Source organism: Bacillus sp. EA-CB0995, from assembly GCF_055814245.1.
In genome coordinates this window covers 1,324,453-1,348,712 of the sequence record NZ_CP169269.1, presented here as the reverse complement: position 1 = coordinate 1,348,712, position 24,260 = coordinate 1,324,453, and the positions used below count along the sequence as shown (strand labels likewise).

Sequence of the window (24,260 nt, the reverse complement as noted above, 5' to 3'; positions counted from 1 at the left end):
AATTTCATCGATCTCACTATTGCAATTCTCTTCTCCGTTTGATAGAATATCACTTGTTCTATGTAAGTATCGAGTCACTCGATCGCACCAGGGAGGTGAAATATATGGCAAACATTAAATCTGCTATCAAACGTGCTAAACTTAGCGAAGAGCGTCGTGCACATAACGCTTCTATCAAATCTGACATGCGTACAGCTGTTAAAACTGTAGAAGCTTTAGTTAACAATAACGATCTTGAAACAGCAAAAGAAGCATACAAAGTAGCTTCTAAAAAACTTGACAAAGCAGCTCGTAAAGGTCTTATCCACCAAAACGTTGCAGCTCGTCAAAAATCTCGCTTAGCGAAACAAGTAAACGCGTAAGCGTTTAAAAAAACGATCCGTCTGGGTCGTTTTTTATTTTCCTAAAAAAATGTTCATGTAGTTATTTACATGAACATTTTTCCACTATCCAATATGATTTAAACGCATTAGAAAAAATTCTAGTACAAGGCGTTTATCCATTCTTCCTGTTTTCATATTATAATCTGCTTCAGCAAGTTCGTGAATCACTCGCTTTAACGCTTCAAATGAAAAGAAATTCGTTTGATTCATAGCCAATTTCACGCGATACGGGTGCACACCAATATGCGATGCAATTTGATTTTGCCCATACCCACGCTGCTGAAGTTCTTTCACTTGATATAATAAACGAAACTGACCTACAAGAAGCGCAAGTAGTTTAATCGGCTCTTCTTGCTGTGTAAATAATCCTTCTAAAATACGCATGGCACCTGCAATATCTTTTTTTATCACCTTTTCTGTTAAGGCGAACACATTTTGTTCAACAGACTTTGGAACAAGCTCTGCTACAAGACTTGTAGTAATCTCCCCGCCTATCCCGACATATAATGTAAGCTTATTCATTTCTTGGGCAAGCATCGTTACATTGCTTCCAACAAGCTCCAATAGTAAACTAGCTGCCCCTTCCTCTATATGAATATGCATTTCTTCCGCACGGCTTACAATCCATTTACGTACATCTTGTACTTGCATTGCATTTGCCTCTACTACATCCGCTGTTTTTTTCAAGAGCTTTGTAATTTTTTTACGCTCGTCTAATTTTTCAAAAGGAGCGATAAATACAAGAATAGAAAATGGTGAAGGTTCAGCAATGTATTCCTCTAAAATTTTTACGTTTTGCTCAATTTTTGCTTTTTGCGATGTTAAAAATAACGGTGATTTCACAACGATAATTTTACGATCCCCAAAAAAAGGAAGTGTCTTTGCATCTTCAACTACTTCTTCTATATACGCTTCTTCTAAGTCATACGTAACAACGTTGAACTCACGGTCTTCTTCAGGTAAGGCTTCTGATGTCAAAAGCTGAAGCGTTTCATTTATAAAATATGCCTCTGTTCCATATAACAAATATAATGCGGCAAATTGCTTTTTCTTTATTTTTTTATGTACATCACTCATGTAATTTCCTACTCCCTAACACTTTATATACTTATAGTAATGTGACAGCTACCGTTTTACAAGTGCAAAGGAACAGGCAGCTACCCGTTCCTTGATCTATATAAAACGTTACAAAATAAGCCCCGGGAATCTTATTTTGTAACGGTGATCACCTTGATTTTATTGTTTGCACCTGCCTTACCAACTATGAATGACAACTGTTAGCACACTTGGAAAAGCATTGATAAAGTGAAACTTCCATCAGTGGAGGCTGTTTTCCATTGTTGGTTAGTTAAACCAATCGGACTTTTACGGACAGGTATTCCCAGCTCTCTCAGAATCTTGAGTTGAGAATTTTCACTGCCAACGAATAACAGGATAAATTGTAGATTTTTTTCTGACAATATTTTATACTAAAATGGAATGTTGGGAGGGATTCAAAGATGAATGAATTTGAAAAAAACGTTCAAAGTAAGCGTAACGACGCTACTGATTCAGGGGTAGGCTTTATAGTTTCATTCGGATTTTTTACCACATTATTTATCATCGCAACAGTCATTAAATTTATCGGTTCTTAAAGACTGCATGTGGCAGTCTTCTTTTTTCTGTGTTTCATCATATGTTAACTTACTGCGAAACGTTCCCGTCTCCCCTTGAAAAACATAAGAAATTGCCCCTTGTTCATCCGTTCTCCACACTTCAATTCCGCGCTCCCTTAAACGCTCTAACACTTCGATATGCGGATGTCCATAACGATTTTTCTCTCCAACAGAAATAATAGCTTTTATCGGCTGCACTATATCCAAAAACTGTTGTGAAGATGACGTTTTACTACCGTGATGTCCAACTTTTAAAACGTCTGCATGCAGCTCTGGATACCATTGTATAAGACGCTTCTCACCTATTTCTTCTAAATCACCTGTAAATAACCATGTTAGTCCTCCTATTTTTGTCCAAATCACAATAGATTGATCATTATCTTCTTTTTCTTCTCCTTCTGGGGATAATACCGAGAACACCGCATCTCCAGCCTTCCAGCTGTCTCCTCTTTCTACAATTCGAATAGGTATGTTCTTTTGCACAGCAAGCTGCTTTATTTGTTGTTCAGGTAAAGAGAATTTTATTTTCTTCCCTAGCACAACCTCTTTCACAGCAATGGATTGCATTACTTCTTTGGCTGCTCCCATGTGATCCATATCTCCATGTGTCACAATTAATTTATCAATCATTCGCACACCCTCTTTTTGTAAAAATGGAATGAGAATATCATGTCCAACAGAAAATTCATGTTTTTTCTGCTGCCATTCTTCCTTCTTTACTGGAAGTGTCCCACCCGTATCAATTAAATACGTTCCTTGATTGTATGGGAGACGAATCAAAATCGCATCCCCTTGTCCAACGTCAATATAAGTAATACTTCCGTTTACATTCACATATGGAAATGCATAATGACATATACTAAGCAGAAAAAAGCTCGATAGAAACAACATGCGATATTTTCTCCAAATAAGTCCCTCCCATGATAAAAGGACACTTACAATACTCATGCAATATAACATAACGATAAATGGCGGTGTTTGTCCAAAGGTAAGACGTACAAACGGTAAAGCTTCGCACATTTGAAGCATCACATTCGAAACGTGTATACATAGAGACAATATGTGAGCTAACCACTGCGACACAATTGGGAGAAATACTATACATATAAGAAGCACAATGCATATAGGTAAAACAAATAAAGATAAAAACGGGACATAGATCATATTAAGAAGAATACTGTAAGGAGAAAAATACCCAAAGTGATAAAGTAAAATAGGCGTACTTGTTAACTGGGAAATAACCGAAAGATACATGGAATTTTTCACTATACCATTTCCACTAGCTAGAAGCCGTGACGAAGATAATAAAAGGGAAAAACTTCCTACGAATGAAAACTGAAATCCAATGTCAAATAGTACATACGGATCATAAAAAAGCATAATCATCAATGTCATACTTAAAGCATCTATCCCCGAGACTCGGATTGCTTGCGTGAGTGCTCCTAGCACAATAACAGCAGCTATAGATGCTCGTACAACAGATGGTGAGGCCCCTGCACAAAACATATACAGCGGAATACAAACGAGTAGGAGCATCGTCGTACTTTCACGTGTCATACCAATTCGAAGTGATACAAAATAACACATTGCAGTCAACAGAACAATATGCGATCCTGATATCGCCAATAAATGAACAAGTCCAAACTGTTGATACTGTTCCTCTACCTCAAACGTCATATATTGACGATCACCAAACAATAAAGCATTCATAAAGGCTCCTGACTGCCCAGAAAACGTTTCCCCTATATAAGAAATTGCTGATTGCCTCACTGAATATAACCAATGAATAAAGGAAATATCTTTTTGCACACAATTCGAGATTGATTCAACCTCAAAAAGAGCATGAATATGCTGTTTATATAAATAATCCTTATAATCAAACGCATAAAAATTCCGAGGGGTGGTGGCTCTTTCAAAGTACCGGTAAACGCACACACCATACCAGGATGTAATTGCTTTAATTCTTCTTTTAATTTGCGAGATGGAATTTTGTAAACCAACTGCACTGTTTCATTACTTTCCATTCCTAACTGAAAAGAAAGACGATTTCCGTTTATAAGTGGTGTACTTTGAATTGTACCTGTTACGTTTGTTTCACGAAAAGAGAGCATAGAATGATTTTGTGTGTCTACGTAGATTGCGTATACATATGTAAGACCAAATACGAGGACAATCAAGGAGAGTATTGGAAGAGAAGTACGAGAAAAACAAATTAAACAATAGCAACCGAATATAAGAAAAGGAACGATAGAAAAAGAGGAATAAGCTGTTGCAATCCCAAAGATAACTGAGATTGCAACGTAGCTCCATTGCCCACGGAACACGTACTCACCTCACGGTTTATACCATATTTTTTGCCTGCAGTAATACTTGTTGCAACTGTTCCAACGTCATTTCGTCCGTTTCTAACGAAGACAAAAGCTGTTTTAGCTCCTGCATTTTCTGTTGTTCTTCCAATGTTGTTACGTCAAATGCAAGAGGAACATGTTTTACTCTTACGTTGGCTTGCTCAAATAACTCAAGTGCATACGGATGATTTTTATAATCTCTTGCATAATACACCGCTGTAATACCACTTTGAATAATTGCTTTACAGCAATGTAAGCACGGAAAATGCGTAACATAAATTTCCGCTCCATCTGTTTTTGCACCAAATTTCGCACATTGCAGTATTGCATTCATTTCCGCATGAATTGTGCGCACACAATGATTATCAATCACATAGCACCCTTCATCTATACAATGCACACCGCCAGCAATCGATCCGTTATAACCACCAGCAATAATGCGTTTATCCCGCACAATTGTCGCTCCAACCGCAAGCCTTGTACACGTGCTGCGCAGTGATAACAAATGACTTTGTGTCATAAAATATTGATCCCAAGAAACTCGTTCCATTATCTTCACCTACTTTTTAATCTTCTTACAGTTTAGCGAAATAAGAAAAAAGTCGTCAATCATTTAAGGAACAATTATTTCATCTTTTATTTTTTCCAGCGATTTTTCACCAATCCCATCAACCTCCAATAAATCTTCTACTTTTTGGAACGGACCGTGCTGCTCGCGATATTTCATAATATTTTCTGCTTTTCTAGGACCAATGCCAGATATTTTTTCAAGTTGCTCCTTTGTCGCTGTATTAATTTGTATTTTCCCTTCCTGCAAGGAAAATTCATTCACAGTAGCAGTTTGTTCTCCTTTTTTTGGTACATAAATCATCATTTGATCTTGCACAAGCTGCGCTAAATTTACCTTTGTTACATCTGCTTCTGGCAAAAATCCGCCTGCCTTTTCAACACTATCTTTCACCCGATCTCCAATTTGTAATTCATACACCCCTTCACGATGCACAGCTCCTTTGACATCAACTATAATCGGTTTCGATTGCAGTTTAGAGTCTGTTACCTTTGTTTTCTCCTTCCTCTCTTCTATCTTAGAATTCGCTTCCACTTTCACCGCCGGTTGTTCTTGCCAACCTTTTGTTTGCCATACAAATAAAATACCGACAATACCAATTGCTGCAAACAAAACGAGCCACTTTCTTTGCAAATTCATCATCATTTTGCACCTCTAATTCATAAATTCAAAATAAACTTCATATTGTTTAGGAGAAAGATGTTACGAAGGAGGGGATGAAACATTGAACATAGGAATAATAGGAACAGGGAATATGGGGAATATACTCATTGATGCATGTATCGAAGCCCGGGCTGTCAAACCTTCGTGTCTTACTATCATTAATCGTACTTTCGCAAAAGCATATCATATAAAAGAGAAGTATCCTTCTATTCATATAGCAAAAACAATTCAAGAAGTAATTGAACGCTCTGAGCTGATTTTTATTTGTGTAAAACCATTCGATATATATCCTATTTTGACAAAGCATGCTTCTATTCTTACAAATGACAAATGTCTAGTTTCCATTACAAGCCCTATATCTACCGTACAATTAGAAACGATCGTATCCTGCCATGTTGCTCGTATTATCCCGAGTATTACAAATCGCGCATTAGCTGGTGTCTCCTTATGCACATTCGGAAAAAAATGCTCACAAGAATGGCAAATATTGTTATTGGAATTGTTTCAAAAAATCTCTAAGCCTATTATCATTGAAGAGAATATCACAAGAGTGGCATCTGATATCGTAAGCTGCGGTCCGGCATTTTTCAGCTATTTATTACAACGCTTTATCGACGCCTCTGTAGATGAAACAAATATTACACGTGAAGAAGCTACTATTTTAACGAGCGAAATGATTATTGGGATGGGAAAACTGTTAGAAAAACAAATTTTCACCTTGCCGACTTTGCAGGAGAAAGTGTGCGTAAAAGGCGGTATAACAGGAGAAGGGATTCGCGTTTTAGAAGAACATATTAGAGATATGTTTAACAAGGTGTTAAAACGAACACATGAGAAGTATGAGGAGGATGTTGAGCACGTGGAACAGCAATTTAATAAGCATTAATATATCTCTTACGACAAAAACTACTATATTCCTTCATAAATGCTTTATTTTTTTGTGGTCTACCTTTATAAGTAAAAAAGCAACCATTCATACGGTTGCTTTTTTACTATGAATTCTTTTTAGCGACAAAGAAAATACGCTCTGTTTGTTCTGTTACTTCAGTTCTTTCGAAGTCTCCCGTTACGCGAAGAACAGTAAAACCAACTTCTTCAAGCCATTTTGTCAATTCTTCAACAGGATATGTACGCTGCATATGCAACTCATCAAATCGATGATACACATCCTCCTCTTCATCTCGTACAAAAAATGTTAAATCATGCTCAACGCTGTTTGTTTCTTCACCAGGGAAGCAGTTCCAAATGAGAGAAATTTCTTCTTCATTAACTGTATACGTTTCATTTTGAAATACGTGATGAATTTTATAAAGAGAGTGAACATCAAATAAAAATAAACCATCTTGATGCAAATGATGATAGACACGTCGAAACGTTTCTTGAACGCCTTCCCCTTGCAATACATAATTTAACGAATCACAAAAAAGCGTCACGCAGTCAAACTCACCCGGAACATCCAACTCGCGCATATCCTGTTGATAAAAAGGAATAAAGTGACCTTCTTCACATAGCTTTTGCTGAGCGATTGTTAACATTTCTTCTGATAGGTCTACTCCTGTTACGTCATATCCTTTTTTCACAAGAGGCAATGTAACATTGCCCGTTCCGCAAGCCACATCAAGAATTTTCGCATCTGTTTTGCCTATTTGCTCTAAGCTTTGTTCCGTAAATTCCACCCATTTTTCGTATGGAACATCATTCATTAGCTCATCATACAATAATGCAAATTGTTCGTATCTCATTGACCTAACTCTTCTGCGATATCTTCGCGTGGTACATCGCCCCAAAGACGTTCTAAATTATAGTAATCACGCTCATCTTTATGGAATACGTGCACAACAACATCCCCAAGGTCAACTAACACCCAACGCGCTTCTTCAAAACCTTCCATGCGCTTTACATCAATGTGTACTTCATGTGCTTGTCCTTTAATTTCGCGAGCGATTGCTTGTACTTGTTTATCAGAATTACCATGGCAAATCACAAAATAATCCGCAAGCGGGGAAATCCCTTGCATATTTAAAACAACAATATCTTCTGCTCTTTTATCGTCAGCTGCTCGTGCTGCCAATACTAACAATTCTCTATCTTTCATTTCGTAAAGTCCTCCTTAATGACTGCATTATACGTTTGAAATGTTAATGGATAAATCGTTTGGTTCTTTTCCATTAAAAATTGTATTGTATGCTTTAAAGCATATAATAACGCTTGATTAATATCTTCTCGTGCCAGCTTCCGTGCTTCTTTAACGCCTGGAAACTTACGGCCGGGTTCAATATAATCCGCCACGTAAATCACTTTATCAAGCATCGTCATTTGTTCATGTCCACTCGTATGATACGTAATAGCTTGTAATATGTCAGCATCTGTAATACCGACTTCTTTCTCTACTAAATATGCCCCAACTGGTGCATGCCATAATTCTTTATTATAATGCAACAAGTCTTTTGGGAAATTTTCTCGTTTAATAATTCCTTCCATTTCTGAAATCGGTCTACACTTTGCATAATCATGAAAAATCGCTGCCATCTCGGCCTTTTTCTCGTCAACACCATATTGCTTTGCGAGTTCAATGGCCGTTTCCATAACACCAATTGTATGGATATAACGCTTTTCATGCATTTGTTGTTTCACAATTTCAAGTGCTCGCTTACGATCCATATAACCCATTCCTCTCAATGTATTCCTGTACCTCTTTTGGAAGCAAATATTTGCATGTCTTCTTCTTTGTAAACCGTTCGCGTAGAAGCGATGAAGAAACAGCGAATTCTGGAATTTCCACCTTTACAATTTTATAAGGAGTAGAAAGTGTATAACCAGGACGAGCAACGCCGACAAACGTAACGAGCTTCAATAATTCATCGATGTTATACCATTTTGGTAAGTATTCGACCATATCCCCGCCAATAATAAAATGGAATTGTACGTCTGGATGCTCCTTTGTTAATTGTAACATAGTGTCATACGTGTAAGATGGGCCTTCTCGTTCAAGCTCTGCTAAACAAACAGAGAAATGCATTTCTTGTTCGATTGCTAAATGAATCATTTCTAAACGATTACGTACACTTGTAACTTCCCTATCTCGTTTATGAGGGGGATTTGATTTGGTAGAAACCAGACCTCATCCAGTTGCAATGCATCATACACTTCATTTGCAATTAACAAATGTCCATTATGAGGCGGGTCAAATGTCCCGCCAATAATCCCGATTCTCTTCAAAGAAAACGCCCCTTTACCTTGTTCTTACAGGCACTAGATCTCACCCAAAACCTCTAATGCACCAAAGGAGCAAGATGCCCATAAGAACCCGATTGGTTCAACGAACTGTCATTGGAATAAGATTTCCCGAGATCGTTACTTTGTTTTTGGTAACACAATACGTTTATTCTCTTTTGATTCTTTATATAAGACGATTGTGTTTCCGATTACTTGTACAAGCTCTGCTTTTGCACCTTCCGAAAGCTCTTCTGCTACTTCATGACGATCAAATTCGCAGTTTTGCAGCATACTAATTTTCATTAGCTCGCGCACTTCTAGCGCTTCTGCAATTTGCTTTACCATATTTTCATTTACTCCACCTTTACCAACCTGAAAAATTGGTGTTAAGTGATGTGCCTCAGCACGTAAAAATCGTTTTTGTTTTCCTGTTAACATGTATTTAGCCTCCAAGCTTTTTCATTACTATTTGTTTCATTCGTTCTATATCCGGTAAGCGTCCCGTCCAAATTTCAAACGCAAGCGCCCCTTGGAATACAAACATATCAATGCCATTTTGCACAATTGCTCCATGCGCCTTCGCATCTTGCAACAATTTCGTTTCAAATGGATTATAAATAATATCAGACACAATGCTTCCTTTTTTCAAATCACGAATACATAACGGTGTATTCTCAACGTTCGGATGCATACCTACTGTCGTTGTATGGATGATAATATCGTACAGTGCTTGTTTGTCTGTTGCTTCTTCTAAGGAAAGCGCCAAAGACATAACTTCACTTCTACAATCTGTAATAAGCTGCTCTGCTTTCTCTACTGTACGATTCGCAATGTCAATCTCTTTCACACCAGCAGCTGCAAGTGAATAATAAATCGCACGACACGCTCCACCAGCCCCAAGCAGTAAAATACGTTTGTTCGTTAATGGCTCTTTACTAATAGATTGCAATGAACGAACATACCCTATTCCATCTGTATTATAACCAATTAATTTTCCTTCTTTATGAAGTACTGTATTTACCGCACCGATTTGTTCTGCCAACGGATCAATTTCGTCTAAATGCTGCATAATAGAAACCTTGTGCGGCGTTGTCACATTAAATCCAACCACTCCAAGTGCCTTCAATCCTTTCACCGCTTCACCTAACTCACTTTCTTGAACGAGAAAAGCATGATAATGTGCATCCATCTCTAAATGTGTAAATGCATCATTATGCATGAGCGGTGATAAAGAATGTCCAATTGGATTTCCAATTACGCCATATAATTGTTTCACAGGTCCTCACCACTTTAAATTAAAGATTTACGTAATGAAACACTAACTCCTTTTGGTACATGCGCCGCAATTTTTGCACCAGCTTCATTCACTGTTACCCATCCTAAACCTGAAAATACAACATCTGTTTTCGGCTCATGGATTGTAAATTCATATCTTACAAGTTCTGGCATGTTCTCAAGTTCTTCTGGTGTTGGTGGATTTAATAATTCCCCAGCATGCTTTTCATACAATGCATCCGCTTTTTCAAGCTTCGTACGATGGATTGTCAGACGGTTCGATAAATGACAAGTAACCGAACGACGACCACCACTTATATAATCAAATCTTGCTAATCCACCAAAGAACAACGTTTGTTCTTCATTAAGCTGAAATACCATCGGCTTAATTTCTTTTGTTGGAGTAATCATTTTTAAGCTTTGCTTTCCAACATAATGCGCCATTTGATGATGATTAATAATACCTGGTGTATCATATAAAGATGAAGTTTCATCTAATGGAATATCGATTAAATCCAGCGTTGTACCAGGAAAATGTGATGTCGTAATAACATTTTCTGTTTCCTCACTAAATTCTTTAATGATACGGTTAATAAATGTTGATTTCCCAACGTTTGTACATCCAACAACGTAAACATCTTTTCCATCACGATATTGTTCAATTGCACTTGCAAGCTCATCAATACCTTGACCTTTCGCTGCACTAATTAAGAAAACATCTTCTGGCTTTAACCCGAGTTGTTTTGCACTATAGCGCATCCAATGTGTTAGCTTTTCCGGTTTCACAGATTTTGGAATTAAGTCCGCTTTATTGCCGACAAGAAGTACTTTATTATTTCCAACAAAACGGTGTAAACCCGGTAGCCAGCTTCCGCTAAAATCAAAAATATCAACAATTTTAACAACTAATGCATCAGATTGTCCAATTCCATTTAAAATACGTAAAAAATCATCATCTGTTAATGACACATCTTGAATTTCATTGTAATGCTTTAAACGAAAACAACGCTGACAAATGATATGTTCTTTCTCTAACGAAGAAGCTGGTGCATAACCAACTTCATTTTTATTTTCTGTTTGGATTGCAACACCGCATCCAATACATTTAAATGTCTCAGTCAAGCTTTATTCCTCCCAATTAATTAAACCTTTTTTCTTCATATTACGCATAATTCTACGCTCAATTTTCCGGTTAAAACGAGTCATAAACCCATCTGTTTGTGCAACTGGAACAACTAAAATCGTGTGCAGTCCAACACGATTACCTCCAAGCACATCCGTTAATAATTGATCTCCAATTACAACTACTTCTTCCGCACGCAGATTCATTTTCGTTAGCGCTCGTTTAAAAGCACGAACAAGTGGCTTACGTGCACTATGAATAAACGGAATACCAAGTGGATCAGCAAAATCTTTTACACGTTGTTCGTTATTATTCGAAACAACTGTCACTTGAATGCCGTGTTCTTTCATTTTTGCAAACCACTCTTCTAATTGCGGCGTCGCATTCGGACGATCCCATTCAATCAAGGTATTATCTAAATCAGTAATAATCCCTTTTATACCTCGATCTTCCAATTCTTCAGGTTGAATATGATACACGTTTTTCACGTATTCATTCGGTAAAAATAAACTCAATCTCTTTCACCTCTTTGAGGGGTTTTGTAAAGTTCAACTTCTCTTTTGAGAGCGATTTTCTCTCAAAAAGGGTTAGTTGAACTTATCGGGCTCTTACAGGAAGTTATTCTTCTCGTAATTTCCACTGCTACTGCCCGTTAGTAGCAGGATAAATCTTCTAACGGCTGCTGTCCGTTAAAATTGGATAAAATTTTTCGACAGCATTTTTCGATTGCGTACCTGTGGATAAACTTGTACACAATTTCCACATTGAAGTTTCAGTTAATTCTAAAATTACCAACAATTATTACACATCTTATCCACGATAGCATGTGGATAACCAGCAGATTGTGATATAAGACAAATTTTGGTACATTAAATGAGACAAACTTACCTTTTTCGCAGGAGGTGAACCGTCTTGACGGCGAAACATATGGAAAAGTTATCTACTGAATTACTCACTGAGTCTTATTATAAAGCAAAAGAATTAAAATTAAATCCCGACTTCATTTTACTTATTAAACAAGAAATCATTAGACGCTCACTAGAGGACAAGCTTTTGAAATCGTCTTAAATACATATACAGTGAAACTTCCATAGGCGGACTTTTACCCGCTTATGATTAGCTGACCGGATCGCCTTAATAAGCTCTATATATTAAAGTTAGAGCTTTACTGCCCAGTCAGTGCAAAACAGATACTGCTTTACTTGTAAAAAGAGCCATCTATAAGACGGCTCTTTTATTATAAAGTGAAACGAGCTATATAAAAGCTGCTTCTTTTATAATCGAGTTGCGACTTTTTCACCAACACGAACCTCTTGCCCACTAGTTAATGATTGAACTACTTCAATCATATCTTTTTCAAATAATAGAACGACTGTAGAACCAAATGTAAAGTAAGCCATCTCTTCACCTTTTTGAATAACTTCTCTCTCATGCAACAGTTCAATACTATTAACAAACATTGCGCCTACTTTAACAAGAGCTAACCGCGACCCCTCACTCTCTATTTCAGTTACAGAGCGATAGTTTTTGGATAACGTATCTTTTCCATATTTCATACCTGCTGCATTAACAGGATAAGATTTCCTTCCAAGTACAAAACGTTCTGTCACTGCACCTGAAAGCGGGCTATGAATACGGTGATAATGGCTTGGACTTAAATAAATAACCATATATGTACCACCCGCGTAGCGCGCTGCTCGTTCTTCCGTACCAAGCATATCTACAATAGAATATTGTTTCCCTTTAATCTCAAACATTTTTGCCTGATCAATAGGACCGTGATCTGCAAAAACACCATCAACCGGACTCACAACGCTGGATACCTCTGTATCAATTGCTCGTTTTCCCTGTTTTAATTTACGCGTAAATAATTCATGCAGCGTTCCGTACTCTTTTAAATCCTTCTCCATCTCATCTTGCCTAATTTGAAATACTTTCGCATAAGACGGAATAATAATCGAGCTTAAACGCGACTGCGCAAATTTACGCAATACATAGGACGTAAAACGACCGTTTGTAAGTTCAATCAATAATCGATATAACGTACGTCGCAAACTGCGAAACCCCCTACTATGATATATAATTTTCTAATAAGACTATTACATGTAGTTTTTCCTATTTTTGTTTCTATATCATAAATTATTAGCACCTTTTAATATTACAGATAGAACCCATCATTTTCAACCGTGAACATAGATTTATCAAAGGAGTTTCATTTTATCCAAAAAGAAAAGTGCCTGCTTTCGAATAAAATCAGGCACTTTCCATCTTTAAGATTTCCCCTTCTTCTCTTTTTCTGCACGAACAAATTCATGAAACATCTTCATTAATGCCCTCTTCTCAATACGCGATACATAGCTCCGCGATATACCAAGTGCTTTCGCAATCTCCCGCTGCGTTTTCTCTTTCTCCATGCCAAGACCAAATCGGTTTACAATTACTTCTTTTTCCCGTTCATCTAATATATCGATATACTCTTTAATTTTCTCAAGCTCCATACTCAGTTGAATGGTATCAATCACATCTTCTGATTCTGACTTTAAAATATCTATTAAAGAAATTTCATTCCCTTCCTTATCTTGCCCGATTGGATCATGAAGAGAAACATCTTTTTTTGTTTTCTTTAATACGCGTAAGTGCATTAAAATTTCATTTTCAATACATCGAGCAGCATACGTTGCCAATTTTGTTCCTTTTCCTTGCGAATAGCTTTCAATCGCTTTAATTAAACCAATCGTACCGATGGAAATTAAATCTTCTGCATCTTCTCCTGTATTTTCAAATTTCTTCACAATATGTGCCACAAGACGTAAATTATGTTCGATGAGGAGATTTCTTGCGTGCGCATCTCCTTGCTCCATAAGCTCTAAGTACCTTCTCTCCTCATCAGGCGACAACGGCTGTGGAAATGCGTTATTTTTGACATACGATACGAAAATAAAAACTTCGCGAATCATATATCCAATTGCGGCGAACAGACTCAACCTCTTCACCTCCGCAAAAATAGTGGTCTTTCCTATATGTATGTGGGCGAGTGGTTGTTTGTGTCTGTACAACGCAAATATCAATTCTTGTCTTTTTCAAAGTCCGTTATCAAATCAAAACCTTTTTTATCATACATTTAGAGTCCCATCCAAATTACTTATTGAAGGGGATTGATGTTGGCATAAAGTGAAACTTCCATCAGCGAGGGTTTTCTTCATCCCCCACTGATGGAAAGCCTGCCCAATCGGGCGCATGCCAGCAGTTATCCCCCACCTATCTTCTTCACTCTTCTCTGAATCTTGAGGTGGGGGTCTTACTGCCCACGAATAGCGGGATAAAAATGATTGAAATTTATGCTGCTATTCGTGCCGAATCTCCTAACCCTAGATTTTGTTTCTAATCCTTATAGGACAGGAGGTGGAGGTGGAGGAGCTATTGGAGAGAAAGGAACAGGTGAAGTTATAGGACTAGGTATCAACTGATTATGCAAGACGGTATTTCCCTCTTGCGGCACACCCGCAGCATTAGTCCCAAATGTATTGACGATGACACGTCTGATAGGAGCAGGTGGGTGAGTAAAATTAGACGAAAAAGTAACAATCACTTCGTAGCAAGGACTTGGCAGATGTGCAGGTTGTGGTGGAGATGCGTGAATCGTAAAAAGACCGCGTGGCGGAATCGTAAATGTAAGAGGTGTAAAAATCGATTGGACATTGTTAGGAGGAACGATATTAGTTTGCTGCGGTTGAACCCCTTGTGTCGATAAAGACGGATTGATAGCTTGTCCGGCTAGAAATCCTGCCTTAGCAAACTCTGTAGGATTCCACGTATTTTGCCAATCTAACACGGACACAGTGACCGTTTTGGATTCATAGAAATCCTCATTCAAAAGCGTAACAACCACAATCTCAGTATTGGGATTTCTCAATATAGGTCCTGTTGTAAATACGTGTAATTTTTGTGGTCTTTGAGCTCCTGCAATCGGAACCGGAGACTCATACGGATGGAAAAATTTTTGATCTTTTGGGGGCAAGAATAAATAAACTCCTTTCTATTGAAATATACTATAAATATATGAAATAAAACTCCTTTTGCTTGTATCCTTGTCCACGTTTTTTCTAGCAAACCTCCGTATGTATCTCAGCTTCATATTAGATTGACACAGCACGTTGTTATCGAGAGTACAAATTATCTATTTTTTGTCTTTACATCTAACTATAAATTCACTTATGTCATCACACACGATATCACTGTATTCCCCTCCCTATTCCCTTTACAAATAACAAAAAACGACTAGAATTTCTAGCCGTTTACTTCGTTTCACGATGTAATGTTACTCGCTTTAATCGCGGACAATATTTTTTTAGTTCAATACGCTCTGGATTGTTTCGTTTATTTTTCTTTGTAATATAATTGCGATCACCGCATTCTGTACAAGCTAATGTAATATTTACACGCATAAGTTTACACCTCCTAGAAAATTCATTCTTTGAAACAAAACGTAATCATTACGATTTATATCATAAACTCTGTAATTCACTTTGTCAATTCTATAAAAAAACGGTTCTCCTTATTTGAAGAACTGATTCATTCTTCGATATATACTATCGATATAATCGAATTATAGTTTCATCACTTTTTCCCATTACAATCATTAATACTGCAATCATATAGAAACTTATACAAAGAACGCAAAAACACCTCGAATTCAACGATATAAAAAAGACAAATAACTGAAACAATTTGTTCATACGGAATTCACATCAATCAATTAGTATAGAAAATGTACATAGTTATAACAAACACTATGTGTGAAGGAGGACAGCCTAATGAAAACACGCTACCGCTTTATGATCTCATCATTCGCAGCATGTGCGTATATGATTTGGTATTTAGTTTAAGCAACCTTACCTTCCAAATAAGAAAAAGGTGTGTATATAATGGAATATAACCAAACAACAGTTGATTATTGGAAAGCATTTGTATTACCTTATACATTTGCTCTTGAAGAACTCAAAACAAAATTTGAAATTATGAACCGGGAAGCTCAGTTTCTAGAAGACTACAACCCGTTTGAACATATAAAAACACGATTAAAACAACCAAAAAGTATTATTAAAAAGCTAGAACGAAAAAACTTAGGACCAACTGTCGAAAACGCCCAACATCATTTATTCGATATTATTGGTATTCGAATTACATGTTGTTTCGTGGAAGATATTTACTATTTAAAAAATTTGATAGAAAAACGAACAGATATGGAAATCATAGAAGTTAAAGATTATATTGCAATGCCAAAACCAAATGGCTATAAAAGTCTCCATATGATTATTAAGTATCCATTAGCATTAAATTCAGGAACACAAGATGTTTTTGCAGAGATTCAATTACGTACGTTAGCAATGGATTTCTGGGCAAGTTTAGAACATAAAATGTATTATAAATATGAAGGAAATATCCCTGAATATTTAAAGCAGGAATTACATGATGCCGCTATGAAAGCTGAAGAACTTGACAATAAGATGGCATCTATCCGTCAAGATATTGATGATATTGAATCGTGTTCAGAGCGCATTTTATTACCTGTGTAAAAGGAGTTCTCGATTTTAGAGAACTTCTTTTTTATCCCGCATTAACGGGTAGTAAGACCTCTACTGATGGAAGTTTCACTTTATCCTTCTTCAATCACACGTACCTCTTCTATCTTCCATACACCGTTTTCTTTTCCTACGGTGTAACGAACTTTCTTTTTCAGCAGATTCTTCTTTCTCTTTTGTTTCTACTACAGCATACTCTCCTTCAAAATTCCTTACACTAAAATCCAATAATTCGATTTTTTTATTCTTATTTTTAAATTCTGCTTCTTTTTGGGCTTTTGTATCCTCTAATCCTAATGACTTCGTTGAAAAAAGTGCCATATGCCCCTCAAAGTTTTTCTCATTTATTGTTTGAACATAGGAATCTATTAACTTTTCAATTGCTTGTTGTTCTTCCTCCGGTATAGGCTTTGTCATCTTTTTATTTTTCTCTTCTTTATGAATCGTTTCTTCTTTTTTCATTATGTCTTTTTGTACTTTTTCTTGTGAGCTACATCCACATAATTGAAAACTTATTATGCCTAAAATCCCTAATCTCTTTAGAATTCGTTTCATATATGTCCCCTCCAAAATCAAAAAGAAAAAAGCAAGGCAACGAAGCCCCGCTTTTTCTTCATATTAGCGTCTACCTTTATTTGGGTCGCCACCGCCAATAATATCAAATACACGTTTTGCTAAGTTTGTATTTTCTTGAACGCCAGCAAATAAGTATTTTCCTGGCCCAAATGCATATACACCAACATCTTCACCAGTATGACCACCTGTTGTCCAACCTGTGTAAGAGCGTGTATTAAAAATTGCTTCAATTGCATTATCAATCTTTGTTACATCTTTTGACGTCGCAGCATCATTCACAGATTTAACTTCTTCAGGTGTTAATTGTAAATCAATATACTTTTTCAATGTTTCTTCAACATTTGCACCTTTCGCGATTTCAGATGCCATAAAATCAGGTGTACGTTTTGCTGCTTTAATTGGCTTTACATCAAAATTGTACACGCCGTTTGCTCCAAGAGAAAGACCACCAGTAGAATGATCAGCAGTTGCTACAACTAGTGTATGCTTATCTTTTTTCGCAAACTCAATTGCTGCTTTAAATGCTCTTTCAAAGTCTTCCATTTCACTCATCGCTGCAACAACGTCATTATCATGACCAGCCCAGTCAATTTGGCTGCCTTCTACCATTAAGAAGAAACCATTTTTATTTTTATTTAAACGATCAATTGCAGCATTTGTCATATCTTCTAAAGAAGGTGTTTTGTCATTGCGGTCAATCATTTTATCGAAACCGCCTGGTGCAAACAATCCAAGAATTTGGTCATTCTTATCATTTAATAACTGCTGACGATCTGTTACATAGCTATAACCATCTTTTTTAAATTCTTCTGTAAGATTGCGGTCTTTTCTTACAAAGTTATTTACACCGCCACCAAGAAGAACGTCTACTTTATGCTTACCATTAATTTTTTCATCGAAGTAATCATTTGCAATTGCATCCATATTTTTTCGATTAATATCATGCGCACCGAAGGCTGCTGGTGTTGCATGTGTAATTTCAGAAGTTGCAACTAAACCTGTAGATTTCCCACGTTCTTTTGCCTGTTCTAATACAGTCTTTACGTTTGTTTCGTCATTATCTACCGCTATAGCTGCATTGTATGTTTTGATTCCTGCTGACATTGCAGTTGCAGCAGAAGCAGAGTCTGTAATATTTTGATGCTCATCTTCTGGATATGTAACTTGTGTGCCTACCAGATGCTTATCGAATTCTGTTTGCTCCATTTCAAATGTTTTTGGGTTATCCTTCATATAACGATGCGCTGTCATATAAGAAGGGCCCATTCCATCTCCGATTAAGACAATTACATTTTTAATCTTTGCATTGTCGTCTTTTTCATCTGCTTTAATTACATCTGAACGCGTAACATTCCATGTTACAATTGAAGTAAGTGCTAACGATGAAACAACTGCAAACGGCCATGCTTTCTTCATAAATTTTTTCACCTTATAAGTCCCCCTAAATTCTTAATTCAATCCCCACTCCCCAATTTAATAGACAACTGTTAAGCGGAAATTGGAAATATGTAAATATTTTGTTAATTTAAGGTGAATATCGTTGCAAGCTGTATTTCTTTTTCGTTTTAGTTATTGATATATACGGTTATTCCAAATGTAGTATGTTTGTACACACACTCTCTTTCCTTAACCCACAACAAGACAAAATCTTTTGATTTTTTCATGATAAAATGTATCTACTAAAGAAAAACGAGGGAGCATAATATATGCAGATAAAAGCACTAAATCAGTCTGATATCCCACAACTTCTATCTCTTTGTGATGCAGTAGGTTGGTTACATGACATTTCGTTTATGAAGGAACAATTTGAAACCTTCTTTTCTATCGGTACTTTGTTTGGCCATGATAACGAAGGCAAACTCATCTCTTGTATCGCTGTTTTTCCATATAAAACAGGATTTACTTCTATTGGTATGCTTATTGTTCATCCAAATTTTCAACGAAGAGGATTAGCACGCTCTTTGCTGGACATTTGCATAAAAAATGCTCCGCCATTACAACCTTTTGTTCTCATTGCAACGGATGCTGGTATGCCGTTATATCATACATATGGATTTAACACAATTACTTCTATTCATCGATTAGAACGAAATAGCACAGCAACAAAAAACAACTCCTTTTCTACTAGTCAAATCACGAGTCAGGATCTTAACACGCTTATTCAACTCGATTTCATAGCAAGCGGTGCTCATCGTTCCAAGTTGTATTCAATACTCTTAAACCGAACACACCTTGCATTAAAAATAGAAAAAAATAATAGACTAGAAGCTTTTGCGTTATGTATACGAAAAGGAAATACCTTATGCGTTACTCCCCTTATTGCTCGCAATGAAGAATATGCCTTGCATTTACTGCTATCCATATGTAATCAATGGAATGGAACTGTTCGTATCGATATTCCTCATTCACAAAAAAGCTTTAGGGACAAACTGCTATCATTTGAGTTTAAAGAAACGTTGCTTTCTCCTCTCATGATAAAAAACGGAGAGAATCTTCCTGGTAAACGAGATTTCATATTTGCTATGATGGATGCAGCGCTATGCTAGAAAGGGGAAACCACTTTGAAACGATGGAAGCTCTACATGCTCAGCTGCTTTGTTCTCACAACATTAACGAGCTGCAGCACAATTGAGAAGCAAACAAAAAAAGCAACACAAATAAAAGAAACAATTGCAACAAAACTAGAGACAAACGAAAAAATGATTGAAATTGATGGACAAACCATTTACTTCAAACAAATTGGTAAAAATAAACCACCTTTACTTATGCTTCATGGCTTTGGAGGCTCATCAAATGGATTTAGTGATATTTATCCAGATTTAGCAAAAAATCATACAATTATTGCTGTCGACATTTTAGGTTTCGGCCATTCTTCAAAACCGATGGATTTTCGCTATTCCTTCCCAAACCAAGCAAATTTGTATTATAAATTAATGAAAAAGTTAGGATATGATACATTCGCTGTATTAGGACACTCTATGGGCGGAGAAATTTCTTTAAATTTAACATACTTATATCCTGATGCTGTAACCCACCTTATTTTAACGGATGCAGTAGGAGCAGAAACTTTACAACACGGGAAAGGATCCCCAAAACCAACATTATCGACTGATTTAAGTACTGTCTCTACTCCGAAAGAATATCGCGAGGAAGAAGTCAAGTATAAACGTGAAGATACAGCACATCATGACGAGTTAGGCAAAATGTGGCCGCGCCGTTTACGCATTAACGCTGATGAAATCAAAGTGCCAACGTTAATTATTTGGGGAAGAAATGATAAAAGCGTTTCCTGGGAAAAAGGCGAAACGTATCATCAATTCTTAAAAAACAGTACATTTCATATTATCGAAGAAGGCGAACATGCACCGTTTCGTCAACAGCCGCAAGAGTTTATGCAGTATGTTGATGAGTTTTTCAAGACGCATCCTACTAACCCCCACTGATGAAAATTTCACTTTATAGCAAAATCACCCCAAATTCGTTAAAAGAGGTATCTCATAATGAGATACCCCCTTTTATACGCTAAGCGGCTTGCTTTTTATAATTGCGTGATTTTTCATTAAAAATTTTTGATAAAATAAATCCATCTACACCAAATTTGCCAGCATTATAACCTGAAACTAAAATAAACATAGACAAGATTACTAATTGTGGATTCACACCCGTTGACCCACTAAACATATAGGAAAAGTTCATTACAAGGCCAAAAAATACAGCTGTTTTCGTTAAACATCCAACAATTAACCCTATTCCAACTAAAAGCTCTCCCCATGTAACTAAAAAATTAAATAGCTCTACATTTGGAATTGCTACTTCATTTAAAAAGGATGCCCACCATGATTGCACTGCAGGATGAGCTCCTGATGCTTGTTCAAGTGCTCCTTTTAAATAACCTGTTGCGTCAAATCCACCTGTTAGCTTTTTCATCCCTGCCATAAGCCACGTATAACCAATATAAATACGCACTGCTGCTAGTACATAGGAAACTGCTTTGTTCTCTCTTAAAAACTGAATAACCATATATTCCTCCTGATTTTTGTAATTAAATTAATTACATGAATACAACAACATTCGTAACCGGTTTCGTTTTATAACCACTTTTATTTGCAAATAAAAACTTGAACCTATAATAACACAAACGATAATGATTTTCATTACTATTTGTAAAAAAATTATGTTCTCAATGTCAAATTTTATAAAAAAGCATATTTTTAATCTTTTTAGATGAGTAAACTCCTACTTATCGTTAGTACACGACCAGGCTCTTATAAACACTTACCCCTCACTGATGGAAGTTTCACTTTATTTTGATCTCTTTTCTACTATAATCGAATTTCATACATCCCTGTTTCCTCTAAAAAGTTTCCCCTCGTTAATACTTGTTTCATTACATATTGCCTATATGCTGTAATCGTTCCATCATGAGAAACAATTATTACGCGTGAAACTTGTAACGTTTTACACCATTCAATGAAGCTATGAGCGGCCGTGCAAAACTCAAGCTCTGAAATCGTATTGATCCCACTACTCCATAACTCGTCATTGTGTTCTTCTGCTAATGAAAATTGAGGGAACAACTGCTGCATATTCTTTTGGCTTAACATTTGGTCACAAGGCAACGTTCTCGCTCCTTCTCGATATGGAAAAATACGAGGCGAAATATATGGATGGACAACTTTCCTACAAGCAACATGCTCACTCCATAACGCAGCTGTCTGTAATGTTCGTACTGTCGGACTTGTAATTAATATATCACTCTCACGTAGAGGGAATTTCCCTCGCAGCGATACAGCCTGCTCTTCTCCCTTATCTGTGAGAATTGGATGATTTATTCGCAAACTATCCGGCAGATTTGTTGTATGCTCTCCTTCTCCATGCCTGACAAAAATAAGTTTCATACCAAAATCCCTTTCTATTCTGTATTAAAATGAAATCCCTTCACTCATAGAAGCTTCTCCTTCTCTTCCTTACAAAAAAATCCTCTCTTTATAAAAAAAGAGAGGATCCACATATATCTAAATTTAAGGGGGAAACAAAGTAATATGACCCTTTCCTTACAGGAGTTCAGCATCTACATAACGAATATAATGTGTTATGCAAAAATAGAAATGGGTGATTTTGATGATTCGTGAAATTACAGAAGTAGATGCAGCTCCGTTTTTGCAGCTATGTCAAACAATTGATCAAGAAACAAATTTTATGTTATTTGAGCCTAATGAGCGAAACTTTACGATAGAGAAACAAACATCTATGATTCAAGCACTTCTCTCTCCTCATAATTCAACACTCTTAGTAGCGGAGAAAGATGAGCAACTTGTTGGTTACATAATAGCTCGCGGCGGAGCAGTAAGGCGAAAGCAACATGCTGCATATTTAGTCATTGGCGTCCTCCAGCAATATGCAAGTCAAGGAATCGGCAAACGATTACTTCAAGAAATCGAACAATGGGCTCGTACACAACAATTACTGCGTCTAGAATTAACAGTCATGTCTCATAACGAAAGAGCCATTGCGTTATATAAAAAGATAGGGTTTGCTATTGAAGGTGAAGCAGTGCATGGTTTGATTGTTGATGGACAACCAAGAAATGAATACTATATGGCGAAAATTTTATGACAAACTATACACTCTTTTAATATGCGTCTCTGAAATCAGAGCACGCATATGTTTATTCTTTTACGGATACAACATGCTCCCAATCTCGTTTCTCATAATAATTTACTGCTTCGTCTATATTTTGAATCCATTTTCTCGCTTGTGAACTGTCTGAATTTGCAATCCACATATTAGCAAAGCATATCCATTAGGAGTTGATTTGTGCGTTTTATATAGTACGGATAATAATCTCCGTACCCTTTTGACGGGGTTGTAATTTGACGCTGCTGTGCATTCGCAACATTGATTTGATATAGTGAAGGCTGCGGACGTTGCTTCGGATCATTGCTCTAGAAATTGTAATCAACATATTACTATTCCAAGTGAAATCCCAATCAACATAACCTTTTGGAGTGAAAGTAGCTTGTTGAAAAGCAGGAAGTTCTTTTAATTTTAAATGTTTATTTTCGACGGTAAAACGTCCTTCTCCTTCTATGTATGCAAGAATATTTTTTGATGGTGCCCATTGAAACCATTTTGGCTGAATCAACATTTGATTAACTGCTTCAAACTTACTTCCATCCGCTCTGATTATACATAACCTATCCATCGACCAAGAGGCAGTTGGTGTTGCTAAAAATGAAATCCATTTTCTATCATAGGAATACCTCACTTTACAAGCTTTGCAATTCCCTGCATTCCTTTTATAAACAATAGCATGCTAACTCCCCACGATAGGCCGGCAATTCCAATATAAAGCGAATTATTTTCTGACTCAAATCCCTCTCCAACAGACGGTTCTTGTAAAATATGTACCCAAGCTGCAATCCCAAAGCTTAGAAATATAAGATGACTAAAAAACCAGCCATATACACCACATTTTGTTTTCCACCATAACAGTGCAGCAATAACAAAAGACACCATTAAAAAAATTGTTGCCCCATGTATTAATAATGGTAATACCCCTTGCTCCATTTCCATGAACTTTACCTCCTACCTTTCATTTTCTTATAGCTTTTCGTTACTGAAGCGAAGAGTATACAAAGTTTGCAAAAATAAAGTGAAACTTCCATACCGCTTGATTCGTTTACATCGGTAGGTTCATATATTCTTGCTGTTTCATTGTTTTAAACAAACAATCTAGGAAGTTATACGATAGAAACGATTTCTTTTTTGTCGATAATGCAAACAGATTACATTTGATTTCTTTCCGTTATCTTAAGAGAATGGTAAACAGTTTTTTGTTTACAAGTAGGGTGGTACCGCAATTTTTATC

At 36.6% G+C, this 24,260-nt stretch carries 27 protein-coding genes and 3 pseudogenes; 8 read left to right on the top strand and 22 right to left on the bottom strand.

What is annotated here, in order from left to right; all coding sequences use genetic code 11:
* Positions 1-104: 104 nt before the first annotated feature.
* Positions 105-362 (top strand): 30S ribosomal protein S20, encoded by a 258-nt coding sequence (gene rpsT / locus ACEWFJ_RS07020; protein ID WP_098307872.1) that lies wholly within the window; start codon positions 105-107, stop codon positions 360-362.
* 84 nt (positions 363-446) lie between these two features.
* Here rpsT and holA read toward each other — a convergent pair whose 3' ends face one another.
* Positions 447-1,460 (bottom strand): DNA polymerase III subunit delta, encoded by a 1,014-nt coding sequence (gene holA / locus ACEWFJ_RS07015; RefSeq protein WP_429708553.1) that lies wholly within the window; start codon positions 1,458-1,460, stop codon positions 447-449.
* Between the two features lie 422 nt (positions 1,461-1,882).
* On the opposite strand from holA, the gene ACEWFJ_RS07010 reads away from it, so the two are divergent.
* Positions 1,883-2,017 (top strand): YqzM family protein, encoded by a 135-nt coding sequence (locus ACEWFJ_RS07010; protein ID WP_098307876.1) that lies wholly within the window; start codon positions 1,883-1,885, stop codon positions 2,015-2,017.
* Here ACEWFJ_RS07010 and ACEWFJ_RS07005 read toward each other — a convergent pair.
* The 3 genes and pseudogenes from ACEWFJ_RS07005 to ACEWFJ_RS06995 form a co-directional block, all read right to left on the bottom strand.
* Positions 1,976-4,362, bottom strand: a pseudogene (locus ACEWFJ_RS07005) (DNA internalization-related competence protein ComEC/Rec2). The gene ACEWFJ_RS07010 and the pseudogene ACEWFJ_RS07005 overlap by 42 nt on opposite strands.
* Positions 4,363-4,378: 16 nt before the next feature.
* Positions 4,379-4,936: a ComE operon protein 2 gene (locus tag ACEWFJ_RS07000; protein WP_098307880.1), complete on the bottom strand. Its 558-nt coding sequence runs from the start codon at positions 4,934-4,936 to the stop codon at positions 4,379-4,381.
* A gap of 63 nt (positions 4,937-4,999) precedes the next feature.
* On the bottom strand, positions 5,000-5,599 hold the full coding sequence (locus ACEWFJ_RS06995; RefSeq protein WP_473691260.1) for a helix-hairpin-helix domain-containing protein: 600 nt from the start codon (positions 5,597-5,599) through the stop codon (positions 5,000-5,002).
* Positions 5,600-5,678: 79 nt separating this feature from the next.
* Between ACEWFJ_RS06995 and comER the strand changes: the two genes are divergently transcribed.
* The gene (gene comER, locus ACEWFJ_RS06990) at positions 5,679-6,503 is read left to right on the top strand and encodes a late competence protein ComER (protein WP_473691258.1); all 825 of its coding nucleotides are present in this window, start codon (positions 5,679-5,681) and stop codon (positions 6,501-6,503) included.
* Between the two features lie 106 nt (positions 6,504-6,609).
* Here the strand turns inward: comER and ACEWFJ_RS06985 are convergent, their stop codons facing one another.
* The 8 genes and pseudogenes from ACEWFJ_RS06985 to ACEWFJ_RS06950 form a co-directional block, all read right to left on the bottom strand.
* A complete protein-coding gene (locus ACEWFJ_RS06985) occupies positions 6,610-7,359 on the bottom strand; it encodes a class I SAM-dependent DNA methyltransferase (RefSeq protein WP_473691256.1) in 750 nt (249 codons plus the stop codon).
* A complete protein-coding gene (rsfS, locus tag ACEWFJ_RS06980) occupies positions 7,356-7,712 on the bottom strand; it encodes a ribosome silencing factor (protein WP_098307888.1) in 357 nt (118 codons plus the stop codon). The genes ACEWFJ_RS06985 and rsfS overlap by 4 nt, the downstream gene beginning before the upstream one ends.
* Entirely contained in the window at positions 7,709-8,278 is a 570-nt protein-coding gene (yqeK, locus tag ACEWFJ_RS06975; RefSeq protein ID WP_473691254.1) for a bis(5'-nucleosyl)-tetraphosphatase (symmetrical) YqeK, read from the bottom strand. The genes rsfS and yqeK overlap by 4 nt, the downstream gene beginning before the upstream one ends.
* Positions 8,268-8,836: pseudogene (locus ACEWFJ_RS06970) on the bottom strand (nicotinate-nucleotide adenylyltransferase). Before ACEWFJ_RS06970 ends, yqeK begins: the two are co-directional and overlap by 11 nt.
* Positions 8,837-8,971: 135 nt before the next feature.
* The gene (yhbY, locus tag ACEWFJ_RS06965; RefSeq protein WP_429708542.1) at positions 8,972-9,271 is read right to left on the bottom strand and encodes a ribosome assembly RNA-binding protein YhbY; all 300 of its coding nucleotides are present in this window, start codon (positions 9,269-9,271) and stop codon (positions 8,972-8,974) included.
* Between the two features lie 4 nt (positions 9,272-9,275).
* Positions 9,276-10,109 carry a shikimate dehydrogenase gene (gene aroE / locus ACEWFJ_RS06960; protein ID WP_429718655.1) on the bottom strand — a complete coding sequence of 278 codons (834 nt, stop codon included), beginning with the start codon at positions 10,107-10,109 and terminating at the stop codon, positions 9,276-9,278.
* Positions 10,110-10,123: 14 nt separating this feature from the next.
* Complete coding sequence (gene yqeH / locus ACEWFJ_RS06955) at positions 10,124-11,230, bottom strand: ribosome biogenesis GTPase YqeH (RefSeq protein WP_429718654.1); 1,107 nt, start codon at positions 11,228-11,230, stop codon at positions 10,124-10,126.
* A gap of 3 nt (positions 11,231-11,233) precedes the next feature.
* Positions 11,234-11,746, bottom strand: a complete 513-nt coding sequence (locus ACEWFJ_RS06950) for a YqeG family HAD IIIA-type phosphatase (protein ID WP_473691251.1) — start codon at positions 11,744-11,746, stop codon at positions 11,234-11,236.
* A 397-nt stretch (positions 11,747-12,143) separates the two neighbouring features.
* On the opposite strand from ACEWFJ_RS06950, the gene sda reads away from it, so the two are divergent.
* The gene (gene sda / locus ACEWFJ_RS06945; RefSeq protein WP_141524996.1) at positions 12,144-12,299 is read left to right on the top strand and encodes a sporulation histidine kinase inhibitor Sda; all 156 of its coding nucleotides are present in this window, start codon (positions 12,144-12,146) and stop codon (positions 12,297-12,299) included.
* A gap of 206 nt (positions 12,300-12,505) precedes the next feature.
* Here sda and ACEWFJ_RS06940 read toward each other — a convergent pair whose 3' ends face one another.
* The 4 genes from ACEWFJ_RS06940 to rpmG form a co-directional block, all read right to left on the bottom strand.
* Entirely contained in the window at positions 12,506-13,285 is a 780-nt protein-coding gene (locus ACEWFJ_RS06940) for a phosphatidylserine decarboxylase (protein WP_473691248.1), read from the bottom strand.
* Between the two features lie 216 nt (positions 13,286-13,501).
* Complete coding sequence (gene sigK, locus ACEWFJ_RS06935) at positions 13,502-14,215, bottom strand: RNA polymerase sporulation sigma factor SigK (protein WP_098307902.1); 714 nt, start codon at positions 14,213-14,215, stop codon at positions 13,502-13,504.
* A gap of 404 nt (positions 14,216-14,619) precedes the next feature.
* Positions 14,620-15,249, bottom strand: coding sequence for a hypothetical protein (locus ACEWFJ_RS06930; RefSeq protein WP_473691246.1), 630 nt, complete (start codon positions 15,247-15,249; stop codon positions 14,620-14,622).
* A gap of 277 nt (positions 15,250-15,526) precedes the next feature.
* Complete coding sequence (rpmG, locus tag ACEWFJ_RS06925; protein WP_001265619.1) at positions 15,527-15,676, bottom strand: 50S ribosomal protein L33; 150 nt, start codon at positions 15,674-15,676, stop codon at positions 15,527-15,529.
* Positions 15,677-16,156: 480 nt separating this feature from the next.
* On the opposite strand from rpmG, the gene ACEWFJ_RS06920 reads away from it, so the two are divergent.
* Positions 16,157-16,807, top strand: coding sequence for a GTP pyrophosphokinase (locus tag ACEWFJ_RS06920; RefSeq protein ID WP_253630448.1), 651 nt, complete (start codon positions 16,157-16,159; stop codon positions 16,805-16,807).
* Positions 16,808-16,897: 90 nt separating this feature from the next.
* Here ACEWFJ_RS06920 and ACEWFJ_RS06915 read toward each other — a convergent pair whose 3' ends face one another.
* Together ACEWFJ_RS06915 and ACEWFJ_RS06910 are read right to left on the bottom strand one after the other, a co-directional pair.
* Positions 16,898-17,368, bottom strand: a complete 471-nt coding sequence (locus ACEWFJ_RS06915) for a hypothetical protein (RefSeq protein ID WP_473691242.1) — start codon at positions 17,366-17,368, stop codon at positions 16,898-16,900.
* A 63-nt stretch (positions 17,369-17,431) separates the two neighbouring features.
* The gene (locus ACEWFJ_RS06910; RefSeq protein WP_253630450.1) at positions 17,432-18,817 is read right to left on the bottom strand and encodes an alkaline phosphatase; all 1,386 of its coding nucleotides are present in this window, start codon (positions 18,815-18,817) and stop codon (positions 17,432-17,434) included.
* 278 nt (positions 18,818-19,095) lie between these two features.
* Here ACEWFJ_RS06910 and ACEWFJ_RS06905 point away from each other — a divergent pair, with 278 nt between their 5' ends.
* Positions 19,096-19,935, top strand: a complete 840-nt coding sequence (locus ACEWFJ_RS06905) for a GNAT family N-acetyltransferase (RefSeq protein ID WP_473691240.1) — start codon at positions 19,096-19,098, stop codon at positions 19,933-19,935.
* A gap of 15 nt (positions 19,936-19,950) precedes the next feature.
* Entirely contained in the window at positions 19,951-20,832 is an 882-nt protein-coding gene (locus tag ACEWFJ_RS06900) for an alpha/beta fold hydrolase (RefSeq protein WP_473691238.1), read from the top strand.
* Between the two features lie 79 nt (positions 20,833-20,911).
* On the opposite strand, the gene ACEWFJ_RS06895 is transcribed toward ACEWFJ_RS06900, so the two are convergent.
* Positions 20,912-21,409, bottom strand: a complete 498-nt coding sequence (locus ACEWFJ_RS06895; protein WP_473691236.1) for a DoxX family protein — start codon at positions 21,407-21,409, stop codon at positions 20,912-20,914.
* Positions 21,410-21,711: 302 nt separating this feature from the next.
* Positions 21,712-22,287 (bottom strand): histidine phosphatase family protein, encoded by a 576-nt coding sequence (locus ACEWFJ_RS06890; RefSeq protein WP_473691234.1) that lies wholly within the window; start codon positions 22,285-22,287, stop codon positions 21,712-21,714.
* Between the two features lie 223 nt (positions 22,288-22,510).
* Between ACEWFJ_RS06890 and ACEWFJ_RS06885 the strand changes: the two genes are divergently transcribed.
* A complete protein-coding gene (locus ACEWFJ_RS06885; protein ID WP_473691232.1) occupies positions 22,511-23,005 on the top strand; it encodes a GNAT family N-acetyltransferase in 495 nt (164 codons plus the stop codon).
* A gap of 52 nt (positions 23,006-23,057) precedes the next feature.
* Here ACEWFJ_RS06885 and ACEWFJ_RS06880 read toward each other — a convergent pair.
* Together ACEWFJ_RS06880 and ACEWFJ_RS06875 are read right to left on the bottom strand one after the other, a co-directional pair.
* Positions 23,058-23,654, bottom strand: a pseudogene (locus ACEWFJ_RS06880) (translocation protein TolB); the annotation flags it as partial.
* Positions 23,654-23,965 (bottom strand): hypothetical protein, encoded by a 312-nt coding sequence (locus tag ACEWFJ_RS06875; protein ID WP_429719702.1) that lies wholly within the window; start codon positions 23,963-23,965, stop codon positions 23,654-23,656. The gene ACEWFJ_RS06875 and the pseudogene ACEWFJ_RS06880, both read right to left, overlap by 1 nt.
* Positions 23,966-24,260: the final 295 nt, after the last annotated feature.

What these genes read in the sequence shown, in the direction of transcription:
- rsfS (WP_098307888.1), bottom strand. Translation starts at nt 7,712, where the DNA reads ATGAAAGATAGAGAATTGTTAGTATTGGCAGCACGAGCAGCTGACGAT.
- yqeK (WP_473691254.1), bottom strand. Translation starts at nt 8,278, where the DNA reads ATGGATCGTAAGCGAGCACTTGAAATTGTGAAACAACAAATGCATGAA.
- yhbY (WP_429708542.1), bottom strand. Translation starts at nt 9,271, where the DNA reads ATGTTAACAGGAAAACAAAAACGATTTTTACGTGCTGAGGCACATCAC.
- rpsT (WP_098307872.1), top strand. Translation starts at nt 105, where the DNA reads ATGGCAAACATTAAATCTGCTATCAAACGTGCTAAACTTAGCGAAGAG.
- ACEWFJ_RS06875 (WP_429719702.1), bottom strand. Translation starts at nt 23,965, where the DNA reads ATGGAAATGGAGCAAGGGGTATTACCATTATTAATACATGGGGCAACA.
- ACEWFJ_RS07000 (WP_098307880.1), bottom strand. Translation starts at nt 4,936, where the DNA reads ATGGAACGAGTTTCTTGGGATCAATATTTTATGACACAAAGTCATTTG.
- ACEWFJ_RS07010 (WP_098307876.1), top strand. Translation starts at nt 1,883, where the DNA reads ATGAATGAATTTGAAAAAAACGTTCAAAGTAAGCGTAACGACGCTACT.
- ACEWFJ_RS06885 (WP_473691232.1), top strand. Translation starts at nt 22,511, where the DNA reads ATGATTCGTGAAATTACAGAAGTAGATGCAGCTCCGTTTTTGCAGCTA.
- ACEWFJ_RS06995 (WP_473691260.1), bottom strand. Translation starts at nt 5,599, where the DNA reads ATGATGATGAATTTGCAAAGAAAGTGGCTCGTTTTGTTTGCAGCAATT.
- ACEWFJ_RS06985 (WP_473691256.1), bottom strand. Translation starts at nt 7,359, where the DNA reads ATGAGATACGAACAATTTGCATTATTGTATGATGAGCTAATGAATGAT.
- ACEWFJ_RS06895 (WP_473691236.1), bottom strand. Translation starts at nt 21,409, where the DNA reads ATGGTTATTCAGTTTTTAAGAGAGAACAAAGCAGTTTCCTATGTACTA.
- rpmG (WP_001265619.1), bottom strand. Translation starts at nt 15,676, where the DNA reads ATGCGTGTAAATATTACATTAGCTTGTACAGAATGCGGTGATCGCAAT.
- ACEWFJ_RS06890 (WP_473691234.1), bottom strand. Translation starts at nt 22,287, where the DNA reads ATGAAACTTATTTTTGTCAGGCATGGAGAAGGAGAGCATACAACAAAT.
- holA (WP_429708553.1), bottom strand. Translation starts at nt 1,460, where the DNA reads ATGAGTGATGTACATAAAAAAATAAAGAAAAAGCAATTTGCCGCATTA.
- ACEWFJ_RS06915 (WP_473691242.1), bottom strand. Translation starts at nt 17,368, where the DNA reads ATGAAACGAATTCTAAAGAGATTAGGGATTTTAGGCATAATAAGTTTT.
- ACEWFJ_RS06905 (WP_473691240.1), top strand. Translation starts at nt 19,096, where the DNA reads ATGCAGATAAAAGCACTAAATCAGTCTGATATCCCACAACTTCTATCT.
- ACEWFJ_RS06920 (WP_253630448.1), top strand. Translation starts at nt 16,157, where the DNA reads ATGGAATATAACCAAACAACAGTTGATTATTGGAAAGCATTTGTATTA.